This is a genomic window from Paenibacillus sp. FSL K6-2393 (genome assembly GCF_038002545.1).
GTDB lineage: Bacteria > Bacillota > Bacilli > Paenibacillales > Paenibacillaceae > Paenibacillus.
The window spans coordinates 3,780,482-3,793,341 of sequence record NZ_JBBOCU010000001.1; the positions used below are offsets into that span (position 1 = coordinate 3,780,482).

12 protein-coding genes are annotated in these 12,860 nt (G+C 45.0%); 5 read left to right on the forward strand and 7 right to left on the reverse strand.

Features of this window, described 5'->3' with window-relative positions:
• The first annotated feature begins 82 nt into the window (after positions 1-82).
• Positions 83-2,377 carry a 5-methyltetrahydropteroyltriglutamate--homocysteine S-methyltransferase gene (gene metE, locus MHI14_RS16655; RefSeq protein WP_341130810.1) on the forward strand — a complete coding sequence of 765 codons (2,295 nt, stop codon included), beginning with the start codon at positions 83-85 and terminating at the stop codon, positions 2,375-2,377.
• 181 nt (positions 2,378-2,558) lie between these two features.
• Here the strand turns inward: metE and MHI14_RS16660 are convergent, their stop codons facing one another.
• The 7 genes from MHI14_RS16660 to MHI14_RS16690 form a co-directional block, all read right to left on the reverse strand.
• Positions 2,559-3,050 carry a TlpA family protein disulfide reductase gene (locus MHI14_RS16660; RefSeq protein ID WP_341131714.1) on the reverse strand — a complete coding sequence of 164 codons (492 nt, stop codon included), beginning with the start codon at positions 3,048-3,050 and terminating at the stop codon, positions 2,559-2,561.
• A 62-nt stretch (positions 3,051-3,112) separates the two neighbouring features.
• Positions 3,113-3,826, reverse strand: coding sequence for an ABC transporter ATP-binding protein (locus tag MHI14_RS16665; protein WP_341130811.1), 714 nt, complete (start codon positions 3,824-3,826; stop codon positions 3,113-3,115).
• Positions 3,819-4,640, reverse strand: coding sequence for an ABC transporter permease (locus tag MHI14_RS16670; protein ID WP_341130812.1), 822 nt, complete (start codon positions 4,638-4,640; stop codon positions 3,819-3,821). Before MHI14_RS16670 ends, MHI14_RS16665 begins: the two co-directional genes overlap by 8 nt.
• Before the next feature lie 28 nt (positions 4,641-4,668).
• Complete coding sequence (locus tag MHI14_RS16675; RefSeq protein ID WP_341130813.1) at positions 4,669-5,250, reverse strand: nitrous oxide reductase accessory protein NosL; 582 nt, start codon at positions 5,248-5,250, stop codon at positions 4,669-4,671.
• A complete protein-coding gene (locus MHI14_RS16680) occupies positions 5,247-6,635 on the reverse strand; it encodes a right-handed parallel beta-helix repeat-containing protein (protein ID WP_341130814.1) in 1,389 nt (462 codons plus the stop codon). The genes MHI14_RS16675 and MHI14_RS16680 overlap by 4 nt, the downstream gene beginning before the upstream one ends.
• A 318-nt stretch (positions 6,636-6,953) precedes the next feature.
• The gene (bshB2, locus tag MHI14_RS16685) at positions 6,954-7,628 is read right to left on the reverse strand and encodes a bacillithiol biosynthesis deacetylase BshB2 (RefSeq protein WP_036608086.1); all 675 of its coding nucleotides are present in this window, start codon (positions 7,626-7,628) and stop codon (positions 6,954-6,956) included.
• A 23-nt stretch (positions 7,629-7,651) separates the two neighbouring features.
• The gene (locus MHI14_RS16690; RefSeq protein WP_289392489.1) at positions 7,652-7,996 is read right to left on the reverse strand and encodes a YojF family protein; all 345 of its coding nucleotides are present in this window, start codon (positions 7,994-7,996) and stop codon (positions 7,652-7,654) included.
• Positions 7,997-8,262: 266 nt separating this feature from the next.
• Here MHI14_RS16690 and MHI14_RS16695 point away from each other — a divergent pair, with 266 nt between their 5' ends.
• The 4 genes from MHI14_RS16695 to MHI14_RS16710 all read left to right on the forward strand — a co-directional run bounded on the left by MHI14_RS16695 (position 8,263) and on the right by MHI14_RS16710 (position 12,842).
• Positions 8,263-9,048, forward strand: a complete 786-nt coding sequence (locus MHI14_RS16695; RefSeq protein WP_341130815.1) for a DUF817 domain-containing protein — start codon at positions 8,263-8,265, stop codon at positions 9,046-9,048.
• A gap of 226 nt (positions 9,049-9,274) precedes the next feature.
• Positions 9,275-9,862: a TetR/AcrR family transcriptional regulator gene (locus tag MHI14_RS16700; protein ID WP_341130816.1), complete on the forward strand. Its 588-nt coding sequence runs from the start codon at positions 9,275-9,277 to the stop codon at positions 9,860-9,862.
• On the forward strand, positions 9,846-10,562 hold the full coding sequence (locus tag MHI14_RS16705; protein ID WP_341130817.1) for an ABC transporter ATP-binding protein: 717 nt from the start codon (positions 9,846-9,848) through the stop codon (positions 10,560-10,562). Before MHI14_RS16700 ends, MHI14_RS16705 begins: the two co-directional genes overlap by 17 nt.
• A 30-nt stretch (positions 10,563-10,592) precedes the next feature.
• Positions 10,593-12,842, forward strand: a complete 2,250-nt coding sequence (locus MHI14_RS16710; protein WP_341130818.1) for an ABC transporter permease — start codon at positions 10,593-10,595, stop codon at positions 12,840-12,842.
• Positions 12,843-12,860 lie beyond the last annotated feature (18 nt).

Here is a 12,860-nt window from a genome sequence, read left to right on the forward strand (position 1 = left end):
AGGTATAATTTAATGGAATTACATTATAACTCTGAATCTGTGATAAATTTTGTGTAACATAAAAGCAGAGGGGTTTTAAACGATGACAAAAAGCAGTGTATTGGGATATCCGCGTATTGGTGCTGATCGGGAATGGAAGAAAGCGTTGGAAGCGTTCTGGGCAGGTAAGCTGGAGGAAACAGAATTTCACGCACGTTTGCAGGAGATTCGTATCGATCATTTGCGCAAGCAACAAGCGAAAGGCATCGACATCATTCCGGTTAATGACTTTAGCTATTATGATCATATCCTGGATACGGCTGTGATGTTTGGCATTATTCCTAAACGTTTTGCTTATGATGGTGGCTCGGTTCCGTTGTCCGTATATTATGGCATTGCCCGGGGAACGAAAGATGCCGCAGCAAGTGAAATGACAAAATGGTTTAACACCAACTATCACTACATAGTACCTGAACTGGACGGGGCTTCCCCAACTCTGACGGAAAACAAACCACTTCTCGCTTATCGTGAAGCAAAACAAAAACTCGGCATTGAAGGTAAACCGGTTATTGTTGGACCGCTAACCTTCCTGAAGCTCTCCAAAGGTTATGATAAATCCGAGACAGATGCTTGGTTGGACCGCTTGCTGCCACTTTACACTCAATTGCTTCAAGAACTTGCAAGCGAAGGCGTTCAGTGGGTGCAGATCGATGAACCTATCCTGGTAACCAAATTAAGCAATGAAGACGTACAGCGTCTGAATAAAATATATAAAACATTTGCCGCAGCCGTTCCAGGCCTGAATATTATGTTGCAAACGTACTTTGAATCTGTCGAAAACTACAACGATATTGTTGCACTGCCAGTTCAAGGTGTAGGACTTGATTTTGTACACGGACTCTCTGGTAACACACAATCCATTCGGACAACCGGTTTCCCGGCAGACAAAGTGTTGGGTGCAGGTATTATTGATGGACGTGGGATCTGGAAAGCTTCCCTTCAAGCAAAACTGAACTTGCTGAATGAATTAACTGAGTTCGTGACACCTGAACGTATCATCGTGCAATCATCTTGCAGCCTTCTGCATGTGCCAGTTACAACAGAACGTGAGGTAAAACTTACATCTGAACTGAAGAATGCTCTTGCATTTGCAGATGAAAAGCTGGATGAGATTGTTCTTTTGACTACAGCCTTATCTTCACCAAGTGCAGAGATTACCGCCAAAATAGACGAAGCTGAGCTTACCCTTCAAGCGCTTCAGCAATCCGAAGATCGGAACCGTATCGCTGTACAGAAAGCCGTTGCTTCTATCAGTGTTCAACAGCCAGAGCGCTCCCGTCCTTTTGCAGAGCGTCATGAAGCCCAACAGGCCAAATGGCAATTGCCACTCTTCCCGACAACAACGATTGGTAGTTTCCCACAATCTGCTGAAGTCAGAAAAGCACGTCAGTTGTGGCGCAAGGGTGAGTTGAACAACGAACAGTATGCTGCCTTCATCCGGGATCAGATTGATATCTGGATCAAGATTCAGGAAGAGATCGGAATTGACGTACTGGTGCATGGTGAGTTTGAGCGTACCGACATGGTTGAATTCTTTGGCGAGAAACTTGCCGGTTTTGCCTTTACACAGTTCGGCTGGGTACAATCATATGGTTCCCGTTGCGTGAAGCCACCTATCATCTTCGGAGATGTTGCGTTTACTGGTGAAATGACGGTTGAAGAAACGAAATATGCCCAATCGCAGACTGAGCGTCCTGTCAAAGGCATGTTGACTGGCCCGATTACCATCATGAACTGGTCATTCGTACGCGAAGACATTGCTCGTGAGCAGATTGCCTATCAATTGGCGTATGCGTTGAGACAGGAAGTCGAAGCACTTGAACAGGCAGGCATTGGTATGATCCAGGTTGACGAGCCGGCTGTTCGTGAAGGGCTTCCTTTGAAAGAAAATGAACAAGCTGATTACCTGGCTTGGGCAGTCAAAGCGTTTCGTATCTCCACGTGCACGGTGCATGAAACGACTCAAATTCATACACATATGTGCTATTGCGAATTCCATGACATGATTGATTCCATTGAAGCTATGGATGCGGATGTTATCTCCATTGAGACATCCCGTAGTCACGGTGAACTGATTCATAGTTTTGAAGAAAATACGTATGAGCTCGGTATCGGTCTTGGCGTATATGATATCCATAGTCCACGTGTTCCGAGTGTAGATGAAATGAGCAGCATGATTGAACGTGCCCTGCGTGTTCTTGATCCGAAGCTGTTCTGGATTAACCCGGACTGCGGATTGAAAACCCGTGGACAAGAAGAAACGGTTGCTTCTCTGCGCAACATGGTTGATGCAACCAGAATCGCTCGTACCAATCACGCTTCAGCTGCTGTATTGTAATCGGCTGCAAAGCAGCATATCTTCAAAAGCAAAAGTAGCAAAGGCGGACACCCCTTCGTTAGATGGGTGTCCGCCTTTTTATGTTATATTTTTGTAGTTACTTTTAACATACATTCATCTACTCCAAATTTGGGCGATCTCTAGCGTTCCTGCCCCTTTTATCACCATCCAACGCTTACGACTAGATACTCTCTTCCAGCCATTGCTGCAATGGTATATCTTCGGTCAGTTCACCGAGCAGTATGTGACGGAACTCCCCATCCCTATCAATGACCATTGTTGCGGGCAAACCCGTTATACGATACATACCTGATATGTTGCCCGTCACATCAATGATCACCGGAAAATCAAACGCCTGCTTATCCATAAACTCACGGATCGTGCCCTTCGATTCCCCCACGTTAACAAACAGGGTTTCCACGTCGTTCTGATAGTCCTGAGCGATCTGGTGAACGAGCGGCATCTCCCTTACACAAGGTGTGCACCATGAAGCCCAAAAGTTAATCATCACGGCTTTGCCCCGATAATCCGACAGCTTGACTTGTTCTCCTGCTGAATTAACCGCTGTGAACTCAGGAGCCACGGCACCAGCTTCAATGGCGTTACCTCGCCGAGATTCGGGTGTCGATACATTTTCGAAAATGGCCCATGTACCTGCTAACAATGCGATCACACCAATCAAAATTGTAAGTGTACGTCTGCTTTTAAAACTCTTTTTCTGCAATATACTCACCTTCACTTTAAACCAAGACTTTGATGAAATGCTGCTGGGAGCGAACCGAATTGATCACAAAAGTCATGAGTGGAGCCCTCTCCAACATTACGTCCATGGTTCATGAATATTACCTGATCCGCAATATCGTCTGCAATCTCCAGCTGATGAGTCGAGAACACGACCATGTGACCATCCTGTTTTATTCCCTTGAGCAGCTGAGCTAATTCCTGCATCCAAAATGGGTCCAATCCATTTGTTGGCTCATCCATGATGAGCAGTGGTGGTTTGGACAGTACAGCCTGGGCAAATAACACACGTTGGCGCATGCCTTTGGAGAAAGTCGTAACCCGGTTTTTCTTTTGATTTTCCAAACCTACCATGGTCAGTACTTCCTGTACTCTCTCCTTGGGAACTTTCCTCAGAGAAGCCCAGAACAGAAGCATCTCCTCCGCACTCAGTCCTTGATTAAATTGATAATCATCCGGCATATATCCAATCTGCTCTGAATAACGCTTGCGCTCCTTCAACCATCGCACATTGTTCACCGCAACCTCACCGGAGGTAGGCCGAAGAATTCCAGCGATCATACGCAGCACCGTGCTCTTTCCTGCGCCATTCCCTCCACAGAGGGCTAGCACTTGGCCTGAAGTAATGCGAAAGGAGATATCCTCAACAATCGGTTGCTTTTTAATGGATTTGCACAATCCCATCACTTCGAGTCCCACTTTATCCATGAGAACGCCCCCTCTCCCAGATCGCATATACCGCCAGGACAGAGAAGGTTATCCAGAATAGGCATATCCCGATGAAGATCCAACTGCCACTTGGTTGCTGCACCCACTCCACCCATCGATAATATTCTGGTCCAAGAATGGAGCCGCCTCCAAGTTTGATCACGACATACAAGCGCACCAGCTCGGCCGGATTGATGAGCGTTAGTATAACCAGCAGCGGTTTTACCCACAGATAAGGCATCAGTCCCAGCACAGAAAGCAATAATGTTGGCCACCCAATGACAGCGAAAAACCATACGGTCACGGCGATCGTCAAAGCCTGCCACCGATTGCGCGACAACGAACCGATAAATAGCGCCAGCGTTAGGAATAACAACACCAGTCCACAGGAAAATGCCACAAAAAGAAGATATGTCACGGCATCCAGTGGATTCCCGATTACTCCGCTAATGACCCCCATCAGGCCGTATCCAAACGCAACAATGGTGATCAAAACAATCGACAGCCCGAGATACTTGCCCACAATAAAAGACATCGTGCCGATGGGATACGTGGATAGCAGCTGCCAGCTACCGTCTTCCTTTTCCGATGTTAATGAAAAGGAACCGAGGAATAGCGTCATTAATGGCAAAAGGTAGAGAATGAGATTTAACATCGAACCTGTTGTTCCCGAATATCCTTCAACCAGATTCTGTGAATTTAGAAGTAACAAGCTTAAGCTAAATGTGCAAAAAAGAATCAGAAACGAATATGCCCAAGGATTGCGAAATCCCATTTTCACTTCTCGTCTTGCAATCTGTATCATATCTGACATCATTAATCACCATTTTCTATTGTCATTCCTAGTGGCCTGACTCTTCTTTCATCTCACCTTCCTGATGCATCTCATTACCGTCTCCTTCTTCACCATGTCCGTGCTCACCATGCCCATGTTCACCCATCATGTCCATATTCTCTGTGTTCTGTTTCCAGTCATGGGAGGCAAGATCCTCAGCGGTCATAATGGTTCCGACACCTTGCTCTGCAATGAAAGCTTCAGCCGAAGGCTTGTCCTTAAAGTTAAGAATTCCATAAGCCATAGGCGTACGCAATGAAGCGTCGTACACATACGTGGCTTTACTGTATTCAATCCATTCCTTGTCATTATAATCACGTACATAGTCCATGCCGATGTTATCTGTGCCATTTTCTGTTTTCCACTGGTTCATGCAGCCGATGTCATCGAACTTGTAATTTTGGCCGTCTTTCGTAGTGAGCTGTGTTGCATATGCATCGTCCTTCACCTGCATTTTACAGATCGCACAGATATCCACGTCTTCATTGATCGGCAATGCCGCGTATTTTGTTCCGCAAGCGGTTAACAATACCATGCCAAACATAAGTACCATAACCATGGACCATCTTCTGTTCAAGCTTTTGTTCATTTTCGTAATACCCCCATATAGATGATTATAAAAGTAGCCATACCCAACAGAACTAACCCGAGCATCCACACCACATTGGAACCTGCTACCCTTTCCACTGACATGTTCAGATCAGATCCCGTATCCATGCTCATTCGTGGCGAGTCGTCGGTAGTCCATTGTTCTCTGCCTTCTGTAAACAACTCACTCAGAAAGACCATACCCGGTGATTGGAAAAAGAGCTGATACGCTGAATTCCGACTGACCAGTTGCTCATAAAAAGGATTGATGGCATAGGATATTTCACTGATCCCATCCTGATTCAGATCGAGCCCCTGAAAGGAATCCCAGTAATTCTCCATCATGATATTATTCGGGCTATCCAGCGCTGAAGCTTCAATAACATTGGATACCAATTGGTTACCTGTAAACTTATTAGCTTCTGCCAGAACAAGCTGGATGCCAACAAAATTCCGAAGCACCGCATTGCCACGGATTTCATTGCCCGATGACTCTGCAATATTCATGCCGACACGATTACCCTCCACCACATTGTTATGAATTGAGGATTGATGCACGTCATACAATAAAATCCCTTGGGAATGAACATTAGTACTCTGTTTGCGAAAAGAATTGCCCGAGATTACCGTATTCTTGACGCCCATAATCATGGCACCTGTCATGTTCTCTTCTCCGGTATTATCCATGACAGAAGAGCCGTCAATGTACATACAGTGGATGCCATACCTTGTATGTAACAGCCTGTTATTTTGCACGATAGACTTGCGACTGTTCTCCAGATAGATTCCATCCCTCATGCCGGTGATCTCATTGGCTTCAATGTAGCTATCATGGGAGTTGTACAGATCAATGCCATTTCCCTTCTGGCCACTGGAAGCAGAATCAGCCCCCATCCAAGTAATGTTGTTCCGCTGAATCGTTGCATGACTCGAATTTCGGATGATCATCCCGTACCCCTGGGTCTGAATATGCAGATCCGTGATCTCACTGTCTTTCCCTTCAATCTGAATGGCTGCAGTCTGTTCATTCGTATCATGTTCAATTGTAAAACCGCTCAATTTCACCCGATCCGAGCGAATCATTATCGTAGAGGTGGCTTCCGCATTAACAACTATGACCGTAGGATCACCCTGAATGGTGATGTTCTTGTCAATCGTCACGGGTCCAGAATAACGACCTGATGCAAGTTCAATGACTTCTCCAGGTGCAGAACGGTCAATCATAGGTTGAAGGGGAATGAGATCACGATGTCCCGAAGAGGCCATGATTGCACCGTGCGGAAGAGATAGTAGGAGCATCATCATTCCGCTTAGAAAAATTAAACCCGTAACCCAACTCTTCTTACAACTGTTGAATGCACCCAATCCTGCCCAAGGATTACTCATGATTCAAACCATGCAATTCAGGCTTCTTGTTCAAGTTGCTTATTGCTGTGGCAATGTATTCAACGGGTCTTACGTTAATCCAAAATATACGTTGGTTGTACACACCATCCCTCCATTCCACTTAAAATCAACTCTCCATGTTCCTCATCCATTGAAGCAACGTAATAAATGAAGCGTTATCACAATCCTGATCACAGTGTACTTAAAATGATATTTATTCCATATAGCTCAATTAGGCTATAGACGCTACATTTTTGTGTCGATATTGTGATGTAAATCAAAAAAAAGCCGCCATATAGGCGACTTCTAAGTAACATATTATTCAAATGGATAGGTCCAAAATGTTTCTCTGCCAAAACGTTTCTTGATTTCTTCATTATTCAGCTCACGATTTCCTACAAGCTCTGCTGCCTGGAATTGTGAACGATGGGCACGAATGGACGCCATTTTCCGATCCAAAAATTCGGATACGTCAACAAATACATCCGGTTTGCCAATGTACTGTTCCTGATTATTAGCGAACGCAACGCAGTGAACAATCGGACGTTCATCCACAGGAAGTTTAGCGATTGTACGTATAACAGCGGCTCCTGTTGCATCATGATCAGGATGAACACTGTACCCTGGATAGAACGTAATGACCAGCGTGGGGTTTAACTCTTTAAGTAGCGACATGATGGTGTCTTCCAGTAACTGTGGGTCTTCGAACTCCAGCATTTTATCGTGGAAACCGAGCATCCTGAGGTCCTGAATACCAATCGCTTCAGAAGCTTCGATGAGTTCCTGTTTACGGATGGCAGGCAACGTCACTCGGTTGGCAAATGGAGGAATCCCCATGTTGCGCCCCATCTCGCCAAGGGTTAGACAAGCATAGGTTACATGGGCACCGCCATCTATGTATTTGGCTAACGTTCCCGATACAGAGAAAGCTTCATCATCTGGATGTGGATATACCACCAAGATGCGCTCATGCTCATTGTGTGTAGTATTCATGGTTATTCAATCCTCCGCTTTCATCAGAACATCTCTCGGCTTAATTGTAACGCCACAACTAGTTTACCTTGGCTGTCGTGACCGGCAAGAATCAGTCTTTCTTGTTCCTGCTCATCAATATGTGTAAGACCTTCGGCGTAAAGCCATCCCTGCGTTGTTTTCAGACCAACACGGTATGGACCTGTACCTGAAATGGACCCCTGCGTATATCGTATGGCCGCATTAGTAATGAATGCCGATGCTGGATGTTTTGTACTGTCCATGTGTTGTGCGTAAGCACCTGACGTAAGTTCTAGATGTACGTATAAGTCCTGATCAGCAAAATTATTGATCCGGAGCTGAATATCTTGAGGTTTAATTGGTTGCATAGCGGCCTCCTTGTCTAATGTAATTGTACGAATTTCATTTTAACATAACCTGAAGAGAATATACATGGAGTGACCCTGTCGCCTCTTATAGAACATTCTCATGATGATTCAGGTTTGAAAACAAGAACAGATTTGCCCGTTTTTTTCTCTTTTTATTCATGGACCATATCTATATTATGAAGTGTAGGCAAAAACGCCCGTGATGAAGAACCTTTAATCTTAAATGAATCTTGCTCCAACATGTTTGGAAAGGAGTTAAACTCGACTTGAAATCTCTAATACAACTACTTCATTTTGGCTATCATCAAGCAATGAGTTGCATATTTCCCGTAGCGATCTTTGGAACACTGGCCCTGTCCAGCGTAATTCCTATTCCTTTCCTTCATCGATATGATGCCATTCTGCTCGTATTATTTGCTGTGCAATACCTGATGTATCGAAGCGGCTTGGAAACCCGAGATGAAATCAAGGTCATCTGTGTATTTCACATTATTGGCTTGGTGCTGGAGATTTATAAAGTATGGATGGGATCCTGGTCTTACCCTGAGCCAGCTTACACCAAAATCCTGGGTGTCCCTCTGTATAGTGGATTCATGTATGCAAGTGTAGCCAGTTTTATGTGTCAGGTGTGGCGAAGACTGCGAATGGACATGACCGGATGGCCTGGTTTTGTACCTTCCATGCTGCTCGGAGCAGCCATCTATATTAACTTTTTCACTCATCATTTTATTCCCGATTTTCGCTGGTGGTTGACGGCGCTTGTATTTATTGTCTTCTGGAAAACCTGGATTATTTACCGAGTACGAGCAACGACCTATCGAATGCCGTTATCGCTGGCTTTTATCATTGTTGGTTTCTTCATCTGGACTGCTGAGAACATCGCTACATTTTTCAATGCCTGGAAATACCCTGATCAGCATGATGCCTGGCAACTGGTTAGCTTTAGCAAAATCAGTTCGTGGTTCCTGCTGGTCATCATCAGTGTCATCATCGTTGCGCAGCTCAAATATGTGAAGGCCAATCGAACCGCAGATGATCCAAAATCCAGTTAACTATTTATTCTCTAACCGTAAAACAGCAGCAATCTTAGACTCGTACATAAAGTCTTCGAATGCCGCTGTTTTTTACTGTGCCAATGCAACTGGAGATATACATTACATATGTCCCCCACCTGATCGGTAACACTTTCATTTGACAAAAGCGACATTGGTGTCATAAAATGATCCAAAAGCGACATTGGTGTCACTTTTTTTGATTCTATTACATCGGGAGGAAGCTATGACTCAGAAATCGTTGTCCAAAAAAATGATGATCCTTGCAGGTGCACATCAGGTATTTGTGCGAAAAGGATTCCATGCTGTCACGATGACAGATATTGTGGAGCAATGCGGAATTAGCCGCGGCGGTCTCTACCGATATTTCAACTCTACAGAGGAGATATTCAGAGCCTTACTGATGGAGAACAACAAACAGACGCAAGAAGCTTTCTCAGCTCAGATGAAAGCACATATGCCATTTCAGCAGATCATGGATGCATTCTGGACAAGTCAACGGATCGAGCTAACTGAAATCCATGACAGTATTATGACCGCTGCGTACGAGTTTTTCTTGTCACACTGCAATGCAGAGGATCGTGAGTTGCTGCACCGCCAACAGGATCATAGCATCACGGAGCTCAGTCGACTGATCGACTATGGGGTCCAACGTGGTGAAATACAGGTTGAGGCAAGCCGCACGGCTGCTGCTCATATTGTTATTTTCCTGGAGGGACTACGAGTGCTTGCCCTGTCTACCGATCTAACTGAAGATTTTATTCGCGAACAGCTTGATTTCATCCAAATTCATCTTTATGAAAGAAGTGTGTAAGATGAACATTGCCATCTCCGTTCAGAACGTAACGAAACATTTTAAGAAAAATGAAATCATACTAGGCGAAATCAGTCTGGATCTCGCTGAAGGTGAGTTTACAGCCATCATTGGCCCAAGTGGCTCCGGAAAATCCACGCTGCTAAATCTAATGTCAGGACTGCTCAGACCCTCGAACGGTCACGTCTTCATCAATAACCAGGACATTACTGAACTGAACGAGGATGCACTTGCCGATTTTCGCAGACTGCATCTGGGGCACATTTTCCAACACTACCATCTGCTCTCTCATCTTACGGTTCGAGAAAATATATACATTGGGCTCTCTGGAACTAGTGAACACCACACGGTTGAGGAGCTTGCTGCACTTCTGGGGATTGAGGGCATACTGAATCAGTTTCCCGGTCAACTGTCTGGTGGGCAACAGCAGCGGGTAGCCATCGCACGTGCATTAATTAAAAGGCCTCGTATCTTGTTCTGCGACGAAGCCACGGGTGCATTGGATGAGACGAACAGCAAAAATGTGATAACCCTTCTTCATCTTGCTCGGCAGCAATATGGAGTGACCATTGTGTTCATCACCCATAACCCTGAAATTGCCAAGACTGCTCAGCGCGTAATTACAATCAAGAACGGCTCCATCTATCAGGATCGTTTGAATGAGCACCCCATTACTGCTTCGCAGATGCATTGGGCATAGATATACTCACAATGGGAAGGCGGAAGACTAATGCGCTATCTTAACAAGCATGTGTACCGTGTATTGAAGCAAAACCGTGGATACACCATCCTCTTGTTTCTCATGGTAGTGCTGACTTCGTTTATGTATTTTTTTGTGGAATTCTCGGTGGATCGTAATCAGGTTCATATTCAAGAATACGCTGAGACACAACATTTGGAGGATTTCCGCTTCCAATTGCAAGAAGATGCAGATCGTTTACATGTTTTAGAGGAGATACATACAGAAGCTATTATCGAAGAAAAAAGATTCAAAAAAGTTACACAAGACAGTACAAATTATTATCTACTATCTCCACCCAAGAAGCTTAATGTACCTTATCTATCGGAAGGCCGACTACCGGTAGCTTCTACGGAAATTGCCCTAATGCCGCAGTATATGGATAAGCATGCCCTGACTATAGGAGATTCGATTACCATTAAAAACCGTGATCTCACTATTGTTGGTTCCATGTTTTTGCCAGACTATCAATCGTTTATTCCTTTTAATGACCTGAAACAGGATTACAATCAAGCGACATTTGGAGTCGTTACTCCTGATGTGTACCATGAGATAAACGGACAGGAAGAGCGCTATTATGCAGCTCAGTTCAAACCAGATGTGGACTCCGGCTCAGCTGAAGTGCGTATAAGTAGTGATCCCGCCTTCTCATATTTGGCTTTCGATTCTGGACTTGAGAGCAGCACCGAACCACTGACCGCAATCGATTCCAATCAAAGTCTGGCCCAGAGCTTTCTCTTCTTGTTTACACTCATTACTTTGTTTATCTTCTACATGTTCTACACCCGTTTCGTCCGTCTTCACCGTCAAGATTTCGGTTGCTTCAAGGCAATGGGATATACGGCAAGACAGATCAGCCACGCATTACTCGTTTATTCACTGATCCTATCGACAGCAGGAGGACTCGTCGGGATGGTTTTGGCTTTCTTCGGTTCCTCTGTCCTAATCCATATGTATGCTCAAATGTACTCCTTCCCCTTCTGGGAACGAGGCCTTGAACTCCGTTCTATCTTGTTTGGGCTTTTGATTCCTATCATCGGAACGGTGCTGGTCACCTGGATGTCTATCGTTCCTTTTTTGCGCCAAGAGACCTTTCATGTCATGCATAACAAGATTAAGCCTCTTCCGAATGGAAGATTAACCACAGCTCTTCAATCCGTAATTAGCCTTTTGCCGGAACGATTAAGGCTTCCTCTGCGCGTCGTGCTTCGCAAATGGAACGCCATTTTCTTAAGTGCAGCAGCAATTTTTCTGATGACCTTGTTATTTATCATGAGTTCTTCGTTGTATCAATCAAGTGGTGCCGCCCTGGAATCACAGACGACAGGCATGCACTACAGGTACGATATCCGTTATCCCAATCTGAAGGAAGATGAAGTAACATCGCATAGGTCCAGCATGTACTACCTCAGACAGTCCGTACAGCTCGTGGAAGTTGATGGACAAAAACTCTCAGGAGAGTTGGTCGGCATGGATGATCAGGGAACACAGGTGCAACTTATGAATCATGACAACACCCCCATTCTGCCTGCTGAGCTGGATGGTATCGTGGTGAGTGAGGCGACCAGTTCGTTGTATGACATCCAATCCGGAGATACCGTTCAACTGATTATTAATCATCACCCCCATAACGTCTCAGTCCGTGAGATTAGCCGAAATGGTGAAGCAGATACGATCTATACATCCAAAACACAATTAGCGAGGTGGATGAACGTTAGCCCCTCCATGCATAACGGGGAATACAGTAACGATAGTTCTCAGGATTCAAATGCACGAGTGGTCACTGCCGAGGACAAGTTAGCTGCTCTGCGTAGCGATGCAGTATCGAGCCAATCCAGTGCTGTCATTAATCAAGTGGCAGGGATTCTTGTCGGTTTCCTGCTGATATATCTAGTCATTCTGCTTAACGTTCAGGATAGCCATAAGGATATGCATATCCTTCGATTGCTTGGATACAACCATCGAGACATTAATCGTATGCTCATTGATGTATACAAACCGCTATTTGTCCTGCTGTATCTGATTGCTGTGCCCGTTGCGATCCTGGCAGCACGCGCAATCTTGCGCATGATCTCATTACAGACCGGGGATTATATCCCGTTCCAGATTCACTGGTGGATTCTTATCCTGATTCTCATACTGATATTGCTTCAATATCAGTTGGTCGTCTCCTTATTTAAAAGAAAAATGTTCCAGCAGTCGCGAGTCATGGAGTTCGCCGATAGCCTTGGCAGTTATTAGATTGGTTAGATCCCTATG

Excerpts from the sequence above, each read along its gene's own strand:
- MHI14_RS16665 (WP_341130811.1), bottom strand. The coding sequence starts at position 3,826 with ATGGATAAAGTGGGACTCGAAGTGATGGGATTGTGCAAATCCATTAAA.
- MHI14_RS16700 (WP_341130816.1), top strand. The coding sequence starts at position 9,275 with ATGACTCAGAAATCGTTGTCCAAAAAAATGATGATCCTTGCAGGTGCA.
- MHI14_RS16670 (WP_341130812.1), bottom strand. The coding sequence starts at position 4,640 with ATGTCAGATATGATACAGATTGCAAGACGAGAAGTGAAAATGGGATTT.
- MHI14_RS16690 (WP_289392489.1), bottom strand. The coding sequence starts at position 7,996 with ATGCAACCAATTAAACCTCAAGATATTCAGCTCCGGATCAATAATTTT.
- MHI14_RS16675 (WP_341130813.1), bottom strand. The coding sequence starts at position 5,250 with ATGAACAAAAGCTTGAACAGAAGATGGTCCATGGTTATGGTACTTATG.
- metE (WP_341130810.1), top strand. The coding sequence starts at position 83 with ATGACAAAAAGCAGTGTATTGGGATATCCGCGTATTGGTGCTGATCGG.
- MHI14_RS16705 (WP_341130817.1), top strand. The coding sequence starts at position 9,846 with ATGAAAGAAGTGTGTAAGATGAACATTGCCATCTCCGTTCAGAACGTA.
- bshB2 (WP_036608086.1), bottom strand. The coding sequence starts at position 7,628 with ATGAATACTACACACAATGAGCATGAGCGCATCTTGGTGGTATATCCA.
- MHI14_RS16680 (WP_341130814.1), bottom strand. The coding sequence starts at position 6,635 with ATGAGTAATCCTTGGGCAGGATTGGGTGCATTCAACAGTTGTAAGAAG.
- MHI14_RS16710 (WP_341130818.1), top strand. The coding sequence starts at position 10,593 with ATGCGCTATCTTAACAAGCATGTGTACCGTGTATTGAAGCAAAACCGT.